19 protein-coding genes are annotated in these 22,912 nt (G+C 53.9%); 8 read left to right on the forward strand and 11 right to left on the reverse strand.

The window, feature by feature from the left end; all coding sequences use genetic code 11:
- Positions 1–107 (forward strand): IS3 family transposase (locus tag LBW88_RS24230; RefSeq protein WP_129942121.1); only part of this gene is annotated, 107 nt, incomplete at its 5' end.
- Between the two features lies 1 nt (position 108).
- On the opposite strand, the gene LBW88_RS24235 is transcribed toward LBW88_RS24230, so the two are convergent.
- The 5 genes from LBW88_RS24235 to LBW88_RS24255 form a co-directional block, all read right to left on the reverse strand.
- Positions 109–747 carry an ATP-binding cassette domain-containing protein gene (locus LBW88_RS24235; RefSeq protein WP_224935138.1) on the reverse strand — a complete coding sequence of 213 codons (639 nt, stop codon included), beginning with the start codon at positions 745–747 and terminating at the stop codon, positions 109–111.
- On the reverse strand, positions 744–2,084 hold the full coding sequence (locus LBW88_RS24240; RefSeq protein WP_224935142.1) for a sugar ABC transporter substrate-binding protein: 1,341 nt from the start codon (positions 2,082–2,084) through the stop codon (positions 744–746). The genes LBW88_RS24235 and LBW88_RS24240 overlap by 4 nt, the downstream gene beginning before the upstream one ends.
- Before the next feature lie 27 nt (positions 2,085–2,111).
- Entirely contained in the window at positions 2,112–3,449 is a 1,338-nt protein-coding gene (locus LBW88_RS24245) for an LLM class flavin-dependent oxidoreductase (protein ID WP_224935145.1), read from the reverse strand.
- Entirely contained in the window at positions 3,446–4,687 is a 1,242-nt protein-coding gene (locus tag LBW88_RS24250) for an acyl-CoA dehydrogenase family protein (protein ID WP_224935148.1), read from the reverse strand. Before LBW88_RS24250 ends, LBW88_RS24245 begins: the two co-directional genes overlap by 4 nt.
- 296 nt (positions 4,688–4,983) lie before the next feature.
- The gene (locus LBW88_RS24255) at positions 4,984–5,892 is read right to left on the reverse strand and encodes a LysR family transcriptional regulator (RefSeq protein WP_224935151.1); all 909 of its coding nucleotides are present in this window, start codon (positions 5,890–5,892) and stop codon (positions 4,984–4,986) included.
- 108 nt (positions 5,893–6,000) lie between these two features.
- On the opposite strand from LBW88_RS24255, the gene LBW88_RS24260 reads away from it, so the two are divergent.
- From LBW88_RS24260 to LBW88_RS24275, 4 genes are all read left to right on the forward strand, one after another.
- Entirely contained in the window at positions 6,001–7,386 is a 1,386-nt protein-coding gene (locus tag LBW88_RS24260; RefSeq protein ID WP_224935153.1) for an MFS transporter, read from the forward strand.
- A gap of 247 nt (positions 7,387–7,633) precedes the next feature.
- Entirely contained in the window at positions 7,634–8,758 is a 1,125-nt protein-coding gene (locus tag LBW88_RS24265; protein WP_224935156.1) for an LLM class flavin-dependent oxidoreductase, read from the forward strand.
- Positions 8,758–9,612, forward strand: a complete 855-nt coding sequence (locus LBW88_RS24270) for an ABC transporter substrate-binding protein (RefSeq protein ID WP_224935159.1) — start codon at positions 8,758–8,760, stop codon at positions 9,610–9,612. Before LBW88_RS24265 ends, LBW88_RS24270 begins: the two co-directional genes overlap by 1 nt.
- A complete protein-coding gene (locus LBW88_RS24275) occupies positions 9,609–10,559 on the forward strand; it encodes an aliphatic sulfonate ABC transporter substrate-binding protein (protein WP_224935162.1) in 951 nt (316 codons plus the stop codon). Before LBW88_RS24270 ends, LBW88_RS24275 begins: the two co-directional genes overlap by 4 nt.
- Positions 10,560–10,591: 32 nt before the next feature.
- Here the strand turns inward: LBW88_RS24275 and thiM are convergent, their stop codons facing one another.
- The 6 genes from thiM to LBW88_RS24305 all read right to left on the reverse strand — a co-directional run bounded on the left by thiM (position 10,592) and on the right by LBW88_RS24305 (position 19,100).
- Positions 10,592–11,377, reverse strand: coding sequence for a hydroxyethylthiazole kinase (gene thiM, locus LBW88_RS24280; RefSeq protein WP_224935165.1), 786 nt, complete (start codon positions 11,375–11,377; stop codon positions 10,592–10,594).
- Between the two features lie 14 nt (positions 11,378–11,391).
- A complete protein-coding gene (locus LBW88_RS24285; RefSeq protein ID WP_224935168.1) occupies positions 11,392–12,243 on the reverse strand; it encodes a sulfurtransferase in 852 nt (283 codons plus the stop codon).
- Positions 12,240–13,577: an LLM class flavin-dependent oxidoreductase gene (locus LBW88_RS24290; RefSeq protein ID WP_224935171.1), complete on the reverse strand. Its 1,338-nt coding sequence runs from the start codon at positions 13,575–13,577 to the stop codon at positions 12,240–12,242. Before LBW88_RS24290 ends, LBW88_RS24285 begins: the two co-directional genes overlap by 4 nt.
- A 136-nt stretch (positions 13,578–13,713) precedes the next feature.
- Complete coding sequence (locus LBW88_RS24295) at positions 13,714–15,303, reverse strand: ABC transporter substrate-binding protein (RefSeq protein WP_224935174.1); 1,590 nt, start codon at positions 15,301–15,303, stop codon at positions 13,714–13,716.
- Positions 15,304–15,306: 3 nt separating this feature from the next.
- A complete protein-coding gene (locus tag LBW88_RS24300; RefSeq protein WP_224935177.1) occupies positions 15,307–16,992 on the reverse strand; it encodes a hydantoinase B/oxoprolinase family protein in 1,686 nt (561 codons plus the stop codon).
- Positions 16,989–19,100: a hydantoinase/oxoprolinase family protein gene (locus LBW88_RS24305; protein ID WP_224935180.1), complete on the reverse strand. Its 2,112-nt coding sequence runs from the start codon at positions 19,098–19,100 to the stop codon at positions 16,989–16,991. The genes LBW88_RS24300 and LBW88_RS24305 overlap by 4 nt, the downstream gene beginning before the upstream one ends.
- 225 nt (positions 19,101–19,325) lie before the next feature.
- Between LBW88_RS24305 and LBW88_RS24310 the strand changes: the two genes are divergently transcribed.
- From LBW88_RS24310 to LBW88_RS24320, 3 genes are read left to right on the forward strand one after another with little or no spacing between them, the layout of a single operon-like run.
- Positions 19,326–20,315 (forward strand): ABC transporter permease, encoded by a 990-nt coding sequence (locus tag LBW88_RS24310; protein WP_224935183.1) that lies wholly within the window; start codon positions 19,326–19,328, stop codon positions 20,313–20,315.
- Complete coding sequence (locus tag LBW88_RS24315) at positions 20,316–21,188, forward strand: ABC transporter permease (RefSeq protein ID WP_224935186.1); 873 nt, start codon at positions 20,316–20,318, stop codon at positions 21,186–21,188.
- Positions 21,188–22,870, forward strand: coding sequence for an ABC transporter ATP-binding protein (locus LBW88_RS24320; protein ID WP_224935306.1), 1,683 nt, complete (start codon positions 21,188–21,190; stop codon positions 22,868–22,870). Before LBW88_RS24315 ends, LBW88_RS24320 begins: the two co-directional genes overlap by 1 nt.
- The last annotated feature ends 42 nt before the right edge of the window (positions 22,871–22,912 follow it).

The following is a 22,912-nucleotide window of genomic DNA, read 5'->3' on the forward strand; positions in this document are numbered from 1 at the left end:
ATTACATCGAAATGTTTTATAACAGTAAGCGTCGGCATGGTTCTAGCGATCAGATGTCACCGACAGAATATGAAAACCAGTATTATCAACGGCTCGGAAGTGTCTAGATTATCCGTGGCGATTCAATCGGTGTGACACCAACAAGAAACTGGCTTGCTGGCGGAGTTTAGCTACCAGAGACAAGAACCACTGTTCATCAGCCAGATCGAGTGTGGCTGTCGGCTCATCCAGTAAAATCAGCGGGTGAGCAATATCTTCCACCAGGCTCGGTGCCAGGCAAGCGCGGGTGATTTCGAGCGTTTGACGCTGCGAAAATGAGAGTCGATTGACAGGCTGACGCACGTCTAATGCTAACCCCGCGACATCAGCGAGTCGCTGCGCTTGCTGGATCATGGCGCGACGCTGTAAAAAACCCGCGCGATAGAAGTAGCGGTCTCGCCCCAGCAGCAGATTTTCATAGACCGCCAAATCGCTGACCAGCGCTTGTTCCTGAAACACCCGCGCGATGCCTGCCGCCTGCGCCTGTTGCAGAGAGGAGGGCGTATAGGGCGTGCCCCTTAACAGCAGTTCACCACTGTCGTGACGGGTCAGCCCAGAGAGAATGTCGAACAGGGTGGTTTTCCCCGCACCGTTTTCACCCACCAAGCTCACAACACTGCGCTCAGCCACTTCCAGTGACAAGCCGTGCAATACCGTGTTTTCTCCATAGCGCTTCTTCACACCATGGATACTGAGCATCGTACTCATGCTTTGGCCTTAAACGGGGAGGGGCCAAAGAAAGGAATTTTGTAATGGGCGCGATACTCCTCTGTCACACGCTGCCATTCGCCATTGTTTTTGGCATCAAGATAAGCCTGCGGATACTGCCAGCCAGCGGGTTTGGGCAACCCGGCCCACTCAACATCGATATCTAACGGTGTGATTTGCCCTTGAGGATCCCAGTCATTGGGATGGGCCACTTTAGACATTAACTTATAGTCAAACGGCGGCACCTCTCCGTTATCAACATAGCGCTGTAGATAGATATCAACGTTCTCACGTGTCATGGTCACGGAGTGCCAGTTAAGCATGCGTTCTGCCGCGCGCGGCTGCCATCCATTCAACACGTCATACAGACGCGCGGTGAAGAAACCGGCCTGGAACGCGGGGCAGTTAGCGCTGGTTGCCAGCTGCTGCCCACTTTTGATGGCCCGCGCGCCTTCGGTCGTGCCATCGGCACCCACCACCAGCACATCTTCGCCAGGCTTCAAGCCATTGGCTCGCAGAGCGGCGATCACGCCTTGCGCAACGTCATCATTCTGCGCCACGACACCCACCACATTTTTATGGCGCGACAGGAGATCCTGAGTGGCTTTCAGTGAGTCCTCTCGATTGAACAATCCAGGAAGCTGGTCAACCAGTTTGGTTTTGGGGAACGATGCAAAGGCTGCATCACGACCGCGGCTGCGCACCGAGTCCGTCGAAAACCCCGGAACACCTGTAACGCCAATAATATCGCCACCGCCAAACTTTTCGGTCACGGCTTTCAGCAACACCTCCGTTACACCACGGTGCGCACTGAACTCTTCTGGCACTGCATAAAGCGTGTAATAGTCACTGGCATCAAACGGGGTGTACCAGGGAAGCGTAGCCCAGACGTTCGCGAAGTAAGCTTTATTTTGTTGCGCCAACTGCGCGATACGACGCACTGCACTACCATCCGGAGCATGCAGGATCAGTGCATTAGCACCATCCGCAAACTGTTGTTCCGCCTGGTTCAATTGCCGTTGGCTGTCGATTTGCCCATCAAGATAGCTGTATCCGAGACCGAAGAGTTGTGATGCGGCCTGGGTTGCATGGCTCGCTTGCGCCATAAATTCTACCCGGCTGGTCCACGCCAAATAGGCAAGCTTGCCCGAAGGCGCAACTACCGCTACCGCAGGGCTGCTCCATAAGCTAGCGGTGGCCGCGGCGGCAGCCCCGGCAGTGGCAAGGGCGAGAAACTCCCGACGGCTGACGCCATGGGCATCAAGACGGTCAAGATGCGCATCAATGGCGCGAGAATTATTCAGATGAAACAACGTTGAACGGACATTTTTAAACATGAGATTTCCCTGATGAAGACGGCAAAATTAGCGCAGATACTCGCGCAAAGAGACTTCTGGTAAACCGAGGTGATCGCGTAATCGCGTGTTCTCATAACGCTGACGCACTCGACCACGGCGTTGAAGCTCAGGCACGACAAAATCACTGAATTCATCGAATGTGCCAGGCAGATATGCAGCCGAAACGATGAAGCCATCGGCTTCCCCATTGTCAAAGCTGGCTTCCAGTTGATCGGCGATTTGCTGCGGCGTACCGACCAGCTGTGGCAACAAAACACCTTGTGCGTAGAGTTTGCCTAGATCGCGCAGCGTCAGATTGTCCTGCGCGGTAATACGACGGGCCACATCAAACAGGCCGGTATTGCCACCGACATCGACGTTTTGTAGTTGTTCATCCAACGCGTAGCCGGAGAAATCATGATCAACATGGGCCGAGAGGGTAATCAACCCGGCAATGGGATCGGCCAATTCGTTGTGATAGCGCTGCTTCTCACGCGCAATGCTTTCGGTCTCGCCAACAAAAGGAATAAAGGAAGGGAAGATCTTGAGACTGTTCGGGTCGCGCCCAGCAGCAGCCGTGCGGGCTTTAACATCCTGGTAATAAGCTTTGCGGCCTTCAGGTGTGGGATCGATTTCAAAAATGATCTCAGCCCAGCGAGCAGCGAAATCCTTGCCTCGCGCGGAAGAACCGGCCTGCATGATCGCTGGCCGGCGCTGCGGTGAAGCAGGCACCGTCAATGGCCCACGCGTGTTGAACCATTCTCCCTGGTGATTCACCACATGCACTTTATCAGGGTCGGCAAAACGTCCTTGTTTATCCAGAATCAGCGCATCGGGTTCCCAACTCCCCCACAGTTTGCAGGTCGCTTCCAAGAACTCATCTGCGCGGTTATAACGTTGCGCATGCTCAAGGTGGTGAGCAAAACCAAAATTCTGTGCTTCCGCATCGGCATTAGACGTCACCACGTTCCAGGCAATGCGGCCCTCAGTGAGATGATCCAGCGTGGCAAAAGCGCGGGCAATGTCATAGGGATTGTAATAGGTGGTAGAGCGGGTGATGCCAAACCCTAAATGGCGCGTTACCGCGGCCATCGCCATGACGACGTAGGACGGATCGAGTGTGGCGACAGATTGCACTCCCTGTTCCACGGCCTGGCGAATCTCACTGTTATAGCGACCGGGAACGGCCAACACATCGGCAAAAAAGACGAAATCAAAGAAGCCACGTTCCGCTGCGCGCGCGACGTCCTGATAGTAGCGCGCGCTGAGAAAGTCAGTGTTGCTGCGCGGATGACGCCACATCGCGTGGCTGTGGGTCACGGCGGATGCCATCATGAAACCCGCTAAATGAAACTGTTGGCTCATGCTTGCTCCCCCTGGCGTTCGTCCGCCACACCAATGCGCCACTGGAAGGGCGGCAAAGCACCGTTAACCGCAAAATCGCCAACGATGCGGTCTTTATAGATTCGTGGATTATGTGAGGAGAGCGTGCGAACGTTTCGCCAGAAGCGATCCAGCGCCAATGGTTTTAACGTGGCGGATGCGCCTAATGCATCAAACAAAATACTCGAACTGTTCAACAGCAGATCGGTGACGACATTCAATGATTGCGAGACTTCCAGTTCCGCAATGCTATTCACCTGTGCCTTTAACGCTTCATCACTGTATCGGGCATCAAAAGCGCGTTGCAGGGCTTCCGCACTCTTAAGCACAATGGCGCCGCTGCAGTAGGCCGCGCTGCGCAGTTTGCCAACCACCTGCAATATTTGCGCATCCTGAGATGCATGAGGTGCATTGCCGTTGCTGTAGGTGCGAGTACGTTGGGCGACCTGCTGTGCCACTTCGTGACTTTGTGCGCGGCCAATGCCTGCCAGTGTGGCCAGATGCACTAACTGATAAAAGCCGGTGGCGTAGCGGAAATTGTTTTCCTGATACACATCACGGTCGGCAACAACGACGTTTTCAAAAATAGACGTGCCGCTGGCGGTGAGGGTTTGGCCAAAACCGTTCCAGTCATCCACCACCGTGACGCCAGTCGCATGACGGGAGACGGTGATGGCCTGTAAATTGCCTTGCTCATCCTGCAGGCCGATATCAATCCAGTCAGCATAAAGTGAACCGGTGGTGTAGAACTTTTTACCGTTAAGTGACCAGACGCCATTATGTTCAGAGAGTTGGGTGCTGAAGGCTTGCTGACGCGCCTCACCGGTTTCGCTCCATGCCGGTCCAACAAGGTCACCTTTAGCAAGCAGGGGTAACCAATGCGCGCGTCTCTCCTGATTTTCGCTGTTAATAATGCTTTCAACAAAGCCGAAATGTCCGCGCAGCGCTTGCACCAGGTTAGAGTCCGCTTCACCCAACTCGATGAGCAGGTTAAATAGCTCAGGCAGCGTAATACCGCTGCCGCCATATTCCGTTGGAACGCGCAGCGCAGTGAAACCCGCATCTTTGAGCCATGCTAATTGTTCTGTTGGTAATTGCCGGTTGAGTTCACGTTCAATAGCCCCATCACGTATGCGTGAAAACAAAGGTCTGAAGCGTTCTGCCAGGTTTTCATAGTCAACGGATGGACCGTCTCCCCAGGCTTTATCTATTTGGCTCATGCTTTCTCCTTATTAATCATCAGGAGGATGAGGCAAATAACGTGCCATGATATAACCCAATAAAAAACATCATGTTTATTGTCAGTGGCATTTTTAAACTGCGCTGAAAACAACACTAGCACCAACAAGTGTTGTGCCAGGTTCAGCTGAATTATGAGAAAGTAAATATCATATTTGAAGTAAGCGTTAAAAATTAAATCGGTAATTAATAAGCCACAAATGCTTTAATAACATTGAGCCATTATACCTATCAGCTAATTAAACCTTAGCATCACTATTTTGAATGTCGCTTAAAGCTAAAAAGAGTGCTGTCCGAATGCCATTTTTAATGCATCAATCGCCACCCTTAATCGCTGTGGCATCGCTGCAGTTTTTAGCCACACGGCGTAAATCGGCAGGCTGTGACTGCGCGTGGTGGGCAAAATTTCAACCAGCCTGTTACTTTCAATGTCCTGACTGATTAACCAGCGCGGCAACTGTGCAATACCGTATCCCGCCAAAGCGGCAGCGTACACCGCATTCATAGTACTCAACCTTAACCGCTGGTGCGGTGGATAAAACACCGTTTCGCCCTGTGGATTTTTGAGTGACCACGACTGTGACTTACCTTGTTCCAATAACGTGAGGTGAGGGTAAAGCGCGAGATCGTTTTCATTGTTCAATACGGTATTCGGTGACATTACTCCTGGTGCGGCACATAACAACAAGGGTTGCTGACCAATCAGACAAGCCGTGAGATCGGCATGATAACCCGGGTCACCAATACGAACGGCCAGATCAATCCCCTCCGCCGCCAAATCAACACGCTGCGCAGATAGCCTCAAATCAAGAGAAAGCCCTTTCCATCGCTGGGTAAGGTCAAGCAAAACCGGCATCACCCATTTTTCACCTAATAAAGGGGGAGCCGAAACGCGTAGCTGCCCGGAGGGTTCGCTTGCATGACGCGTTAAACGATTTTCCGCCTCGTCGAGGCTAGCCAAGATGAGCAGACAATCCTGATAAAATTGCTGCCCTTCACTGGTCAGGGACAGGGAGCGAGTCGTGCGCTGAAACAGTTTTACGTTGAGGCGAGACTCCAGCCGGGCGATGGCTTTACCTACGGTTGAACGGGACTGCCCCAGTTGCTCGGCGGCCTGGCTAAATCCACCAGCCTGAGCGGCCTGCACAAACGCCTTAATACTATTTAATCTGTCGATATTAATCATAAAGGCACGCTCCAATGGCGAATCATTTTCGCCAGTGTAATGATCAGATGGCGTAACTGACGAATTTAAATCGTGTCAGTCTAACGTTTTAATTGAACGAGCGACCTGATGATATTCTCTAAAGCACAACACTCGGTGAAACTAATCCGATTACAAATTGGAATATGCCTCGCCAGTTTTCTAGGCTGCCTGGATTTCACCATCGTGAATACCGCGCTGCCTGCCATTCAACGTGACTTTTCCAGCAATATTGAATCTTCGCAGTGGGCCATGACGCTGTTTGTCATGGCGCTTTGCTGCTGCATGGTGATGTCGGCAAGACTGGCAGAACGTTTTGGTGCTCGGAGAGTGCTATACAGTGGGATGCTGTTGTTTGGTATCGCCTCTTTGGGAGCGGGATTAGCGACTCAACTCAATGTGTTGAACCTCTTCAGGCTACTACAGGGCGCGGGATGTGCAGTGCTCTATACCGTGAGTGCCACTATTTTGGTTCAGGCGATACCGGCATCCAACCATGGCCGTGCCCTGGGGTTATTGTTTGCGGCGAATGGATTGGGTCTGGCGCTTGGCCCGGTTTTAGGTGGGCTTCTGGTGAGTGGACTGGGATGGCGCGCGGTCTTCCTGTTAAATGTTCCTCTCATTCTGCTCAGCTTCTCTTTTTGCAATAGCACTGTACCGGCTTCCGTTAAGCGCGCAGAAATCCCCCTCAATCTACCCGGCTGGCTACTTATGTGTGGTGGGTTAATACCACTGCTGATCTGGACAAGTTATGTCACGAAATGGGGTGCGTTTTCTCTACCGTCATTACTCACACTTCTGTTGTCTTTCATCGTGCTAGCGGCATTCTTCATGACAGAAAGACGAACCGCGCAACCGGTGATTGCTTTTGACATGCTGCGCAGCAAAACCTTTGCGGCAGCCTGCCTGCTTTCAGTATTACTCGCGGTGTTTTACTGCAGTGCTTTCATGCTGCTCCCGTTCCGGCTAAGTACGCTTTACCTTCTTAACGATGCCAGCCTGGGCTTAATGCTGCTGCCGGTGACGTTGGTCATGGCGCTCACCTCCCCACTGGCAGGCCGTCTGTCTGATAAATACAGTGCATGGCCAGTTATGGCGACAGGATTTACTCTGCTGATGACATCAGCTTTACTTTTCAGCCTTGGTGATTCACTGATACCGATATTAATCCTTGCAATGGTGCTGATGGGCGCGGGCTGGGCCGCCATTCTGGGGCCTTCCGTTGCCGCGGCACTGGCCGCTCTCCACCCATCAAGACACTCTCAGGGAATTGGTATTTCCTGGACGCTGCATAATCTGGGCGGGGCGATGGGATTGGCTGTTACGACTCAAATTTACCAGGCCGGGGGATCAGCCTCAGGATTCCGAATCGTAATGTTCATTCTGGCAGGCGGGGCTTGCATCGGCATGTTACTGGCATTTAGGGTGGGTAGCCGTTTGCATCAACAGAAAGCGTTATTGCGTCAGGAAACATGATGGAAAGGGGTGATGCAGTCAAAATTGGAACAATAAATGAATTCGCTGTTCTGCCCGCTCAAATAAGGCTTTTCATAAATGACCCAATTTTAAAAAAGAGTGACGTCAGACGCCAAAAATAAAGTGATTATTTGAGCCACCCGACGTCATTTCCACTTTATCGCTAACTTTTCCTGTTATCAGCATTTCTCCAATAACAAATCGTTTGCTTATCCTATGGGGTTTTTTCACCTAACAGGATGACAGCATGGAAATTTACTGGTACCTCACCGCCCCCGATGGCCCACAACCCTGGACCGCTTCCGGCAGCCGGCAGGTCAACTACGCCTATTTCCAGCAGGTCGCCAAAGCGGTCGATCACCTTGGCTTTACCGGTGCACTGTTGGCAACCGGTGCCCACGATCCCTGGATCCTGGGTGCATCATTAATTCCTCATACCGAGCGTATGAAATTCCTTATTGCCATTCAGCCAGGCCTGATTTCGCCCACGCTGCTGGCAAAAATGGCCGTTACTTTTAACCAGTTCTCTAAAGGTCGCGTGCTGTTGAACGTGGTGAGTGGCGACAAGAACACCCTTGGCGCCTATGGTTTGCACCTCGATCATGACGCACGTTATGACCTGAGCGATGAGTTTCTGCAGGTGCTACGCCCATTGTTAGCGGAACAACCCGTGAACTTTGAAGGTGAACATATTCATATCGATAATGCTCGCCTGGCGCTAGGCAATGGCGGTTATCCGCCACCGCCATTGTGGTTTGGTGGTTCTTCTGACGCCGCGCAAGAAGTCGCCGCGAGGCATATCGATACTTATCTCTCATGGGGCGAAACACCACCACAGGCTGCGGAAAAAATCGCGCAGGTGAAAGCGCGCGCGGAGAAGCATGGGCGGCAACTGCGTTTTGGCATTCGTTTATATGTGATTGTACGTGAGACCGATGAGCTGGCTTGGCAGGCCGTTGATGCGCTTTACCAGAGCATGGATGAGAAAGCGATTGGCGCACGCCAGACGCTGGAAAGGGGTTCTGATTCCGTTGGCCAGTCTCGCATGAGCGCGTTACACGACAACCAAAAACCGACGGATCCCCGTGATTTAGAAATTTATCCTGGCCTGTGGGCAGGTATTGGTCTGGTCCGCCCGGGTCCAGGCACCGCCATTGTCGGCAGCCCGGAAACCGTTGAGCGCACCCTGCGAGCCTATCAGGCTGCGGGAGTGGAGGTGTTTATCCTCTCGGGATTCCCTTTGCTTGAAGAAGCCTATCGCTTCAGTGAGCTGGTAATGCCGCGCCTGAATCTCACCCCTGAAGCCGAACAACCTGATAACAGTTTCACCTGGGGTAATTTGTGGGATCGTCCGATCGGGGAGAAAGCGTAATGCAGATCCGCATCGGCAGTCATCCCAGCAATCTTTCACTGTTTATTTTGCGGCATCGCGGTGTGATGGAACGCGCGGCGGCTCAACAAAATTGGTCGGTGAACTGGATTGATTATACCCAGGGTGCCCGCAGTGGCGACTGGCTGGCGAGCAACGCGTTAGATGTGGTGGGTACCGGTTCAACGCCGCCCATTAATGCTCAGGCAGAGGGACTGGGCGTTGGCTATCTCGCCAGCTCCCCCTCACGTGATGCGAGCTGTGCCTTACTCACTCACCAGAGCCGCGAACTTCGCTCACTTAAAGGGGCACGGTTGTCGGCCATGATCGGTTTCTTTACCGATCACTTTTTAGCGCAACTGCTGCGAAAACAGCAGTTACGTCGCCGTGATGTGCAATTGGTGGATATTCAGGGTGAAGCGGCGCTGCATGCTTTGATTTCGGGTGAGATCGACGGCTGGCTGGCCATTGACCCCTGGCTAACGCGAGCCCAGCAAAATCCGGAGATTGTTACGCTAGCCCGTGTCGGCGATGAGATTATCAACCGTTCACTGTTCTGGACCCGTGCAGCATGGTCCGAACGCCATCCGGAGGTAGCAGCCTGGGTGGTGGAGCAATTACAGCTTAATGATGCATGGATTGCCTCACATATTGCCCAGGCGGCGCAGTTGCTCTCCACGCACCTGACCTCTTCGATAACCCGTAACGAGTGGGAGACGACATTACGTGCTCGCCCATGGGGGATCACACCCGCGAATCCGAGTCTGATTGCGGAACAACAACAACAGGCCGACGACCTTTTTGCGGTGGGTTTTATTCCTGCCGCCGTTAATCTCTCACACCGGAGAACAGCATGAAGAGCACCTTGATTCGCGGCCTGGTTGCCGCGCTACTGATTGGCGCGGGCACCGCGCAGGCGGCAGAAGACATCACATTACGCATTGGCTTTTTACGAGGCCCCACTGATTTAGCCCTGGCGAAAGAGAAGGGCACGCTGGAAAAAGCGCTGGCCGCACATCATGTCAAAGTCGAATGGGCCGGACCTTTTTCCGCTGCTGCACCCGCCTATGAAGCGCTAAATGCAGGCGCCATCGATCTCACAACCGGCAGCTCGACCGCGTTTGTCACCGCCATTGCTGCCGGTTTGCCTCTGCAGTTTTTTGCCTATCAAGCTATGCCGGCTGACGGCGAAGGAATTGTGGTTCGAAACGAAAGCCATATCGCGTCATTAAACGATTTGCGCGGAAAAAAAGTGGCGGTGAATAAAGGAGGAACCGGTGAATACCTGCTGTCACGCGCACTCAGCAGCGCAGGTATTCCAGAGAATGCGGTACAGAAAGTCTATCTCAGCCCGTCAGATACTGGCACTGCCTTTGTCGGTGGTCATGTTGATGCCTGGGCCATCTGGGATCCTTTCCTGTCACTGGCAAAACAAAGCTACGATGCACGTCTGCTTGCCAGTGGTAAGCAGGTCGGTTCAGAAAATGCGGCGGGATACTTTGTCAGCGATGCCTTCGCGCATGCGCATCCGGAGGTGCTGACGTGGTTCTATGGCGTATTGCAGCAAGAGAACGCCTGGGCTAAAACCCATCCACTTGAGGCTGGTAAGATTTGGGCTCAACAGATGGGGCAATCTGGCGATGGGCTGGCAGAAAAGCTGGGAAGCGTAAACACGGTTCCCGTCACCCCGGTTGATGCCAGCGCTATCGCACATATTCAACACATTGCTGACTGGTATTTGCAGCAAGGAATTATCAAAAGCAAACCCGATATTGCCGCCCACGTGATCACGCTGGCACCATAATCGAAACGCGTCTCCGTGGCGGAGACGCTTCTTCATGCGATGTCAGGGTTAAGTAAGGACAATTCATCCAGGAACTTCACGGCAAAACTGCCTGTACCACGGGCGTCAGAGGCTCTTTCGCTGGCCTCGGCGTACAGTACATGCGCAGCGGCGACTGCGGTAAGTGTATCGATAGATGTAGTGAGGAAGGCCGCCGTCAGTGCCCCCAGGCTGCAACCTGCGCCAGTGACCTGCGTTAAGCGAATATCACCGCCCTCCACGGCCAGCGTCCTTTGACCATCGGTAATAAAATCGATCGGACCACTCACCGCTGTGACAGTACTTTGGCTGCGTGAAAACGCTTCAATGAAGGGGAGCGCGTCCTGTGACGTCAACGTGGTCTCGACACCTTTTCCGCCGCCATTTCCCCCCGCAAGGGCGATCAGTTCAGAGGCATTCCCGCGTATGGCCGTCGGTTTAAAATCCAGCAGGCCTTGTACGACACGATCGTACTCTGTGGCACCGGCGCCAACGGCCACCGGATCGAGTACCCATGGCACACCGGCTTCATGGGCTGCCCGCGCGGCCTGTCGTACCTCGTGGGGAGAATTACTCATTAAACACGCTGCATTGATCCACAAGGCATTTGCATGGCGACCAAAAGCGGTTTGCCAGTCAAGGGCGGCACCAATCGCCGGACCGGCACCGACCGCCAGCAAGACATTGGCGGAAAGATTGGCCGCAATGTAGTTGGTCAGGCCGTAGCAAAACGGTTTGGTTTGTTTGATATGGCGAAGCGCGTCACGCACAGCGCGATCCTGCCAGCTAAGGTTTTGCATTTTATTTCCTCTCATCACGTGTGAATAACCGGGCCGGTGGCAATTGGGCGATGGTTGTCACTCAACCAGCCATTAAGTGAGTCGTCATAAAGTAAAAGCGCATCAATCGGATATCCCGCCGTAACCAACGCCAGAGCCAGACCCGCTGCGTTAATACCGCCACCGCAATAGAGCAGCAATTCCTGAGGGGACGTGATCCCTGCGTCGCGTAAAGCTTCAGCCACCCGGAGGGTATCGATTAAGCCGTCAGAATTGAGCAACTCGGGATAGGGCAGATTGATGCTGCCGGGAATGTGGGCCTGTAGAAAGAGCTCGCGGCGCAGCGCGCACACCAAGGGGTGCTGCGTGTTTTGCTCGACTTGTTCGGTCGTTCTCAATAATGGACGTGCGGCATCAAGCTGGATATCGCCGTAGTCAACAGAATGAGCAGGGCCCGTTTCAATCGTGCCTTGTGTTTCCACCCAGCGAGCATAGCCGCCATCCAGCACCCGGACGTTGCACCAACCGTATACGCCTGCCAGTAAGTACCAGACGCGTGCAGCGTATGCACCATTCAGCTGATCGTAAGTGACAATCAAGCTGTGCTGATTGACGCCCAACAACCGGAGTGCCTCAGACAGTCGGCGGGCATCCGGAGCGGTAAAAGGAAATCTGCCCTGCGGTGCGGAGAAGCCACCAAACAGATCGGCGAACTGCGCGTTAGGGAGGTGCTGCTGTAAAAAGGTGTCATATCCGGAGGAAAATGCCGTTTTGCCGTTTGATTCGGCTGACCGCGCAACGGAACAATCAAGCATCACCACGTGTTGCAGATGTTCTGCCAGCCATTGGGCAGAAACAACCGGTGAAGAGGGTAATGATATGCTCATCTTCCGCTCCGTAAGGCACGATGTTGCCATTCATCCCGTCCCGGACGCGGCAGGCCAAAGTGTTCACGGGCCGTTGAACCCTGATATTCCGTTTTGTGTAAACCCCGACGCTGTAGCTCCGGTACAACATCGCGGGCGAACTCTTCAAATGCGCCGGGAAGATGGGTGGCCTGAATCATAAAACCGTCGGCGGCTCCACGTTCCAGCCACTGTTCCATGGTATCCACCACGCGATCCACTGAGCCCACCATGTTGCCCTCGGTGCGCGCCCCATACCACCGGCCTATTTCGCGGATACTCAGCTTCTCGCGCTGCGCAAATTCACGCACTTCATCGTAATGACCCTGCACACCCACTTCGCCGAGTTCCGGTAGCGGACCATCAAGATCATATTGGGTGAGATCGACATTCACGTGGTAAGCCAGACGCGACAGGCCGGCTAGCGGATGCACCCGATCAGCAAAGGCTTGATGCTTGCGCTGCGCATCGGCATCGCTTTCACCCACCACCACGGTAGCCGCAGGGAGTATGCGCACCTGCTGCGGGTTACGTCCGTGGTCCGCCACGCGCTTTTTCATCTCCTGATAGAACGTGATGGCAGAGTCCAGTGACTCATGGCTGCAAAAAATCACATCTGCCCAGCGGGCGGCGAAATCACGTCCGCTGGGTGAGGCTCCCGCCTGAATTAACAAGGGGTAACCTTGTGGCGATCGCGGCACATTTAGCGGTCCCTGCGTACTGACATATTCACCGCGATAATCGACTGAGCGCACTTTTTCTGGCGAGCCGAACTCGCCCGTCGCTTTGTTTTGTTGCAGTACTCCATCATCCCAACTGTCCCAAAGTTGCGTCGTAGCACTCACCACTTCTTCAGCTCTGGCATAGCGGGCATCTCGGGGCGGTAATGAGGGTTGGCCAAAGTTCTGCGCTTCAGCATCCTGGAAGGAGGTCACAATATTCCAACCTGCACGACCATCCGAGACATGATCAAATGTCGCCAGTGCACGTGCCAGATGGAAGGGTTCGTGGTAGCCGGTTGAGAGGGTCGCAGCCAGTCCAATATGCTCAGTGACACCCGCCATCACACCCAGGATGACCAACGGATCAAGACGAGGTGAGCCAGAGCCCCACTGCACGGCGGGTGCAAAAGAGCCTCCCAGTGAACGGGGTACCGAAAGTGCATCAGGGATGAAGGCGAGGTCAAAACGCGCGGCTTCAAGCAGTTTTGCCACATGACGATAGTAACCTGCGGTTAAAAAACCGGGATCGGCATCAGGATGACGCCATCCTGAAGTCCCCATCGGACCGGCATTGAGAAATGCGGCAAGATGCATAGTGTTTCATTCTCCTGAGGTTGAGACAGGAGACCAACATAGACGAGTTGTACCTCAGCAATTAGAGGAATTTCCGCAAAGCTTAGCTTGCTAATTAATATAGATAAGGAAGCCGCTGCAACGGCTTCCTTATCTGTTACTTCTGATCCAGCCACACCTGTGAAAGATTGCCCTCGATGCCATCGGCGGTCACCGAATGATCGTGGACTTTACGGTTATAGATGGTAATAAATTGCGGTGAGATCAGATTAACATCGGGCAAATCCTGCTCGACGATCTTCTGAAAGGCCTTGAACTCCTCGACACGCTTTTGCGGATCGTTTTCGGTCTGTGCGGCTTCCAGTAGACGATCCACTTCCGGGTTGTGGTAATCCGATGCGTTGGAGAACGGTACCCCTTTTCGGAAGTTTTTCGACCAGTAAATACGCTGTACGCCTACCGTCGGATCATACAGATTGCTGTGACCATTGATGGTGAACGAGAAATCACGATCGGTGTAGATACGGCGTACAAAGCTGGAGAGATCCTGAGCACGCAGCGTGACTTTGATACCGATTTTTGCCAGCGCCGAGCGGGTATATTCAGCCGTTTTACGCAAATCCTCTGAGATAGGATTGTAATCCAGCGTCACCTCAAATCGGGTGCCATCGCTGCCTTTCGGCAAGCCTGCCTGATCCAGCAGTTGGTTAGCTTGTTTAATATCAAACGCATAGGGTGACGGGGTAGGGTCATTGTAAGCTTTAATCCCCGGCGCAATCGGTGACGCCGTCACCTGGCCCAGACTAAAGTAGGCCACCTGCAAAATAACATTCCGGTTAATGGCGTGTGCCACTGCCTGGCGAACCCTCAGGTCTTTAAAATGCGGATCGTCGAGATTGAACTGCAGCGAGCTGACGTTATAGGAATAGCTGTTGCCTTTGGTTTCAAATCCCAACTGTGGCAGCGACTTGAGGCGCGCCACGTCATTCAACGCGACAGGTGTACGGTAACCCAGATCGGCATCACCGGTTTCAAAGGCGACTGACCGGGCCGCCGCATCCGGAATAAATTTCACCACTAACTGATCGAGATACGGGCGATTTTGATCCCAGTAGTGAGGATTGCGTTTGTACAGGATGTAACTGCCGCGTACCCACTTATCAAAGATATAAGGCCCGGTCCCAATTGGCGCGTTATTGTGCGGGTTGGTTAAAGGGTCTGTGCCTTCATAAATATGTTTGGGCACGATCGGCGATTCTGCTGCCGCGAAGGCTTTGATTAAATAAGGCGCAGGTTTAGACAATACCAGTACGGCGGTCAGTGCATCAGGCGTTTCAACCTTGGTCACGTTGGCAAAGGTGCTCGAGGCACGCGGATGCACTTTTTTCAGCAGTTCAATGGAAAACGCCACATCTGCCGAGGTGAAATCCTGCCCATCATGCCACTTCACGTTCGGCCTGAGGTGGAACGTGTAACGCAAACCATCGGAGCTTACCTCCCATTGCGTTGCCAGCTGCGGCTGGGGATTGAGATCAAAATCATAGCTCAGCAACCCTTCCGTGACTTTGGCACTGACGCTCAGTGCAGGCGTCGCCACGGTGGTCAACGCGATCAGTGCCGGTGGTTCATAGTTGAGCACCAGATTGAGGGTGCCGCCTGGTTGAGGATCTGCCGCCTGCGCAGGCCCTCCCAATAGAGAAGCCCCTAAGGCCACCACTAATAGGGTGCGGCGAAAAACTGGAATCATCAGTTACTCCGTTTTATCTGTTAAGTGAGCGTCGTGCCCATAAAGTTCTACAGCCACTTTCGTACCAATCAGCTGATTAGCGACATCGCGTGAGATTTGCGCGGCAACCCGCTGCTGTGGATCGCCCAGTCCGCCGCCGCCTGGCGTTTCGACAATTAAATGACTGCCCGGTGGGATCACTTGTCGGCCTTTCCCCGATAGCGTCTCCCCTGTTGAAAGGGTTACGCGCCCTGGTGCACCGGCTAATCCCCCTTCGGCACCCTGCGCAGGGAAATGAATGCGATCCCATGCCGCACCGAGTTCCATTGGCAGATCCTGACCATGGGAGAGTTCAATCACCTGACCCAAGCCCCCGCGCTGTGTCCCCGCACCACCGGAGTCCTGGCGATATTCTTTGCGCCAGAACACCACGGGACTGATCGACTCCAGAATTTCCAGCGAGACGTTGCGCACCCCGCTGGGGAATGATGTCGTGGATAAGCCATCCAAATGCGGGCGCGCGCCAGTGCCGCCAGTCGAAAAGCTGGTGATGGAAAAACGAGGCTGCGTCAGGGTATTTTTGGCATCGTACTCCGGCAGAATGTGGCCGCCCGACAGTTGGATATTCCACAAGCAGGAAGCGCCTTCAGCAGGGACTTCACCCGGCCGCGCCTGACGCAGGCAGTTGAACACCACATCCGGCAGCATCTGCCCAATGATATGACGCGAGGTCACGGCGGCAGGATAGGGGGCGTTGAGAATGGAGCCTTCCGGAGCATCAATGGTGATCACGCCAAGCGAACCCGCATTATTGGGAATATCGGCACCAATCAGGCAGCGAATACCAAACGAGGTATAGGCATCGGTGTAGGCTTTAACCACATTGATCCCTTTGGCGACAAATCCCGCACTGCCAGCGAAATCAACATGAATCCCGCTATGACTGAGCGTCAGCCTGGCCTGAAGGCGCAGGGGCTGGTCATAGCCATCCACCCACAACTCGCTTTCCCAACTGCCCGTTGGCCAGCGACGCACCGCCTCCAGCATGGCCTCCTCGGATCGTTGTAAGATGTATTCGCCGACTTCTGCCAGATCGGGTAAAGCAAACTCATCCAGCAGCGATAGCAATCGGCGTGCGCCGACGTCGTTACATGCCACCAGCGCTAAAAAATCACCCTCAACCTGAGCCGGCTCGCGTACGTTAGCTTTCACAATATTGAGCACGGTTTGGTCGAGTTCACCGGCGTGGATGAATTTGATGATCGGCAGGAACAATCCCTCATGCCAGATCTGCTGCCCATCCGGGCCGGGGCCAAGTCCACCGATATCAATCACATGTAGAGTTGAGGCAAAAAGCGCTACCGGGCGGTCAAGATGGAATACCGGAGTCACCATCGTGATGTCATACAGATGGCCCGTGCCTTTCCAGGGATCGTTGGTGAGCAGCACATCACCGGGCGCTAACGTGTCGATGGGGAAGACGCGAAGAAAGTGTTTAACTGATTCCGCCATAGAGTTGACGTGGCCCGGAGTGCCGGTAACGGCCTGCGCCACCATGCGTCCATCAGGTAAAAATACGCCAGCGGAGAGATCGCCGGCTTCGCGCGTCGCCGTACCAAACGCGGTACGAATCAGTGCCTGCGCCTGCTCCTCGACTACAGAGATTAGTCGATTCCAGATGACCTGGTATTGAATAGTGGCCTGACTCATTGTGTACCTCCTGCAAGAGATTGACGTTCCAGCACCAGATGCCCTTCCGGGGTGCTGCTGACGGCAAACAGTTCATCAACCAGCGTGGTCGTCTCTTCATCGACGACTAACAGTGGGCCAGCCTGTTTGCCCGCGACGTTTATCGCCGCACGCGAATAAACCGGCACCTCAATACGGCGCTGTTGTTGGAGTGAATAAAGTTTGCGTGGTGTGGCATTCAGTGAGGAATGGACCTCATGGGCCGGAGCCGGGAAAGCGATCTCTGGCGCAGGCGTGGAGGCGGTGACCGTCCAGCTGATCGCTTCCACCGCCACATGGTCGAGACTGCGTCCATACAACTGGCGGTAGGTCTCGGTGAAACGCTGGTGCAGGCTGGACACGCCTTGCTCATCTAAGATGTCATGCTCAATCGCAATCGGCACTTCGTGGCCCTGACCGGCATAGCGTAGATAGACATGACGCTCCAACGTGACCTCAGCAGACGTGTCAGCCTGGTGAACGATATGTTGCGCCTGCTCACTCAATGCGGCCAGCAGGGCGTTGATGGCGCTAAAGTTGAGATTATCCAACCGCTGATAGAAACTGCGTACCGCCTGATAAGAGACCGGCGCCCATAAAAAACCCAGCGCTGAACCGACACCCGCCGCATGGGGGATGACCACGCGATCGATGCCCAGTTTGCTGGCGAGACGGGCCGCGTGCAGTGGCGCCGCACCCCCAAACGCCACAAGGGTATAGCTGTCGATCTGTTTTCCCAGTTCACTGGCATGCACCCGCGCCGCATTAGCCATGTTCTCGGCAATAATTTCGGTCACAGCCAGCGCGGCCTGATCCGTGCCCAGCCCCAGAGGCTCTCCCACCTGCTGCTCTAGCGCCTGCGCGGCTTTGCCAACATTCAGTTCGACTTTACCGCCGGCAAAGCTCGCCGGATCCAGCAGCCCCAGTTGCGCATTGGCATCCGTGATAGTGACAAGTTCACCGCCGAGGTTATAGCTCACCGGCCCCGGCGCAGAGCCGGCGCTGTCCGGTCCGACCTGCAAGCGTTGTAAATTATCAATACGCGCAATAGAACCGCCTCCTGCACCAATCTCGACCAGATCAATGACAGGGATGCGAATCGGCAAACCAGAACCTTTCTGGTGGCGATGGACGCGGCCAAATTCGAAACTGCGGGAAATTTGTGGCTGGAAGTGATCGATAAAGCAGATTTTGGCGGTGGTGCCGCCCATATCAAATGACAACACTTTCCGCAGATTGAGCTGACTGGCAATGTTACTGGCGAGAATAGCGCCGCCTGCCGGGCCGGACTCCACCAGACGCACCGGTTCGTTGATGCCCTGTTCCAGGGTGGTGATCCCGCCGCCAGACGTCATCAGGTAAGGCTGCACACGTAATCCACGGGTGCTGAGTTGCTGCTGTAAACGTTGGAGATAGCCAGCAACTAACGGCTGCACGTACGCATTCGCGCAGACTGTGGAGAGGCGCTCATACTCACGAATTTCCGGGCAGACATCGCTGGAGAGCGAGATCGTCACGCCGGGGAGTAAATCACGCAGGATTTCTGCAGTACGCTGCTCATGGTGTGGATTGATAAAGCTTTGCAGATAGCCAATGGCGAGGCTCTCAATTTTTAGCGTTTTCAACTCACTGGCGAGGGCAACCACTTGCGCTTCGTTAAGGGGAATACGAACCGTACCCTGCGCATCAATACGCTCCTCTACGGTAAAGCGCCATTGCCGATCAACCAACGGTCTTGGCTTCTGCAGAAAAACGTCATATTGCGCAAAGCGATCTTCCTGCCCAATTTCCACCAGGTCACGGAATCCACCGGTAGTAATCAACGCGGTGCGTGCGCCTTTCCGTTCAATTAAGGCATTCGTTGCCAGTGTGGTGCCGAGGATCAATAAATCGATTGCCGCAAAATCTAATGCAGCCTGATTCAGCACCTGCTCAATACCCGCAATCACGGCGCGTTCTGGGGCTTCAGCGCTGGTCAGTACCTTCGCTGAATATTGCTGCTGGCCTTGTAACAGCACAATATCGGTAAAAGTGCCGCCGACATCCACAGCGACCCGATTAACGGGGTTTATATTAGGTCTTTCTGACATGCCTCTGCCTGTTAAATAATTGAAAGTTGTGGGCGTCATTAACAGACATCGAATACTGGATGACTACTGAATATTTCGGGTTAACTCATGCACGATTTGCATAAGCTGGCTTAATTCCTGGATATCCTTTTTTCAGCAATCCTTTTGCAGAATAATTATTAAGACAAAAAAACATCGCCTGTTAGTTTCGCTATTTCTCAAAACCTTGATGCAAGGACGTTGATTATGCAGCAAACGCGTCATTGGTTGCTCTCACTGCTGGTTAAAACCACTTTTCAGGTGGTACCGACATTTATCGGCATCTTACTGATCATGTTTGTGATTCTAAAAGCCATCCCCGGCGATGCCGTTGACGTTCTGGCAGGCGAGTCCGGCGGTGCCAGCGCGGCGAGCATAGCGTTGATGCGCGAACAGTACGGTCTCAATTTACCCGCATGGCAGCAGTTCCTGAACTGGGGAGGCCATATTTTGCAGGGTAATTTAGGTTATTCTCCCCGGTTTAATACCCCTGTCACCACATTAATATTATCTCGCTTACCCGCCACACTGATGTTAATGCTGGCAGCCCAGTTTTTTGCATTAATTATAGGTGTGTTTTTTGGTGTAATAATGGCGCTGTTTGTCGGGCGCTGGCCTGACCGCTTATTATCTCTTACCAGCTTACTACTCTATTCATTGCCTGGATTCTGGATAGGATTAATGTTGCTGGTCCTTTTCTCTGTTCATTTAGGTTGGCTACCAAGCAATGGAAATATGACCATCGGTGCCGATCTGCATGGTTGGGCTTATATCAGCGACCGCATTTATCATGCAATATTACCGGTGTTCTCCCTGGCGAGTTTTTTTCTGGCGATCTATGCGCGTTTAACCCGAGCCGCGATGCTGGAGATGGCTCATCAGGATTTTGTCCGCACTGCGCACGCTAAAGGATTGTCGCCATTAAGGGTTACCCTGGTTCATGTGCTGCGCTGTGCGTTGATTCCACTGGTCACGGTAAGCGGCATGCACATCGCGACGCTATTAAGTGGGGCGGCGGTAGTGGAAACGGTGTTTTCATGGCCGGGCCTTGGCAGGCTGGCACTCGACGCGGTGATGGCACGTGACGTTAATATCTTACTGGGCATTTTACTTTTCTCATCAATGTTGGTGCTGATTGCCAACTTTGTGGTGGATATTGTTCATGCTTGGCTCGATCCCCGTGTTGCGAGACAATAAATGACCACGTTATCTTCACTCCCCGTCACGCATTCGATCAATCATCGTGCATTGCGACAGTTTCTCCGCAACCCAGCCGGTCTGCTTGGCTTGCTAATTCTGCTCGTGGTGGTCGCCATGGCGGTGATCGCCCCCTGGCTTTTTCCCGATGATCCGCTGGATATGGTCGCCACGCCATTAGTGCTACCCGGTCATGACTGGGCATGGCCATTAGGCACCGACGCAATGGGGCGCGATCTGACCGCCGGCATTTTTCATGGCGCCCGAATTTCGCTGATGATTGGCTTGGGCGCCACGCTGATTGGTCTCTGCGCCGGCACACTGATTGGTAGCCTGAGCGGATATTATGGCGGCGTCATCGATAATCTATTGATGCGCGTGACAACGCTGTTTCAAACCATGCCCGCCTTTCTTCTGGTGATCATTATTTTAGCCGTCTCCACCCCTTCAGTGTCCCTGATCATTTTCAGCATCGGCATGACCACCTGGCCGACCATTGCACGGCTGGTACGGGCAGAATTTCGCACCCTGCGCGAGTCTGATTTTGTGTTGGCCGCACGCTGTCAGGGTTACTCGCCATGGCATATTATTTTTCGCGAAATGCTGCCCAACGCACTGCCCGCCATCATTGTCACCGCATCGGTAATGGTCGCCTCCGCCATCCTGATGGAAGCTGCACTCTCCTTTCTCGGGTTAGGCGATCCCAACGTGGTGAGCTGGGGATTTCTGATTGGCAGTGGACGCGAAATGTTGCGTACCGCCTGGTATCTCACCGCCGTGCCTGGGCTTGCCCTGGTGATAACCTTACTCGGCCTGAACCTGTTGGGTGATGCGCTGAACGATGCCTTTAATCCCAGACTGAGTGAGCAATGATGTCAGCACTATTGTCGGTAGAAAATCTGCAGGTCCATTTCGGACACCACGCTGCCGTGAATAGCGTGAGTTTCAATCTGGCGCAGGGTGAAATGCTCGCTTTGGACGGGGAATCCGGCAGCGGCAAATCCGCCACCGCACTGTCGATTATGGGGTTGCTTGCCAGCCAGGCAGAGGTGAGCGGGCGCATCCTCTTCGAAGACCGGGATCTACTCAGCCTGCCGAAACCGGTGTTACGCGGTTTACGCGGCGACCAAATCTCCATGATCTTTCAGGAGCCGATGACTTCGCTTAACCCGGTGTATAGCGTGGGGGCGCAGATCGCAGAGAGTCTGCGATTACATCAGCGTCTCGACCGTAAACAGGCGCGCTCCCGTGCAATCGAGCTACTGGACCTGGTCAATATTCCCGATCCCGCCCGCCGGGTCGATGATTTCCCCCACCAACTCTCTGGCGGCCAGCGACAGCGCGTCATGATTGCCATGGCGGTGGCCTGCGAACCGAAACTTATTATCGCTGATGAGCCCACCACAGCGCTGGATGTCACCGTACAGGCCAACATTATGATGCTGTTGGATCGTCTGCGCAGCGAGCTTTCATTGAGTATTCTGATGATCTCCCACGACCTTGGATTGGTGTCACAGTGGGCGGATCACGTGGCGGTGATGCACCAGGGAAAGGTTGTCGAGCAGGGGAGTGCAGAGGCAATCTTTCGCCAGCCAAAACATGAATACACGCGTGGATTGATGGAAGCCTCATTAAGCGGCGAAAACGACCTGCATTATCGCCAGCGCCTGCTCACCGAGATTCGTTATGATGGCAAGGAGCGATTCCACCTGTACCAGCCCGAGATGTTGCCGTTTACGCCTCTCAGTGAAGGCAAGACCGATGTCCCACTTTTGTCGGTCGATGACCTGGCGGTGAGCTACAAACAGGGCCGCAAGCGCATTCCGGCACTCCAGCACGTTAGCTTTGATCTGCATGCCGGTGAAACGCTCGGTTTGGTGGGAGAGTCTGGCTGTGGAAAATCCACCTTATCACGTACTCTTTTACGCCTGATAAACGCAGATAGCGGAAACATTCGCATTGAGGGTACTGACATCACTCATCAGCCACAATCGCGCTTAAAGACATTGCGTAAGAGTGTGCAGATGATTTTCCAGGATCCTTATGCTTCACTGAATCCGCGTCAGTCCATTTTCACCATTCTTGATTCAGTGCTTCGTTTGCACGATCCGGCCCCTGCAGCACAGCGCTTGCAGCGTATTCATCGCATGCTGGATCGTGTTGGGCTGCCTAAACAGGCACTGCATCGTTATGCGCATGAGTTCTCTGGTGGCCAGCGCCAGCGCATTGGCATTGCGCGTGCGCTGATCGTCAAACCGAAGTTGGTCATTTGCGATGAAGCGGTCTCCGCGCTCGATGTGTCCATTCAGGCGCAAATTTTGAACCTGTTGCTGGAGATGAAGCAGGAGTTAGGGCTGAGCTATCTGTTTATTTCGCACAACCTGGCGGTGGTGCGTTATATGTCAGACAACGTGCTGGTGATGAATCAGGGTCAGATTGTGGAATCAGGAGAAGTTGGGCAGATTTGGCACAATCCGCAGCATCCCTATACGCAGCAGTTATTATCAGCGGTTAACGGCGATGCACCTCTAGTCCACGAGCGGAGATCTGCCTGACGTTTTATTTGTCCTACAGTTCAGCATTGATAAGATGCGTGG

Source organism: Pantoea sp. alder81 (assembly GCF_020179835.1).
Classification (GTDB): Bacteria; Pseudomonadota; Gammaproteobacteria; order Enterobacterales; family Enterobacteriaceae; genus Pantoea.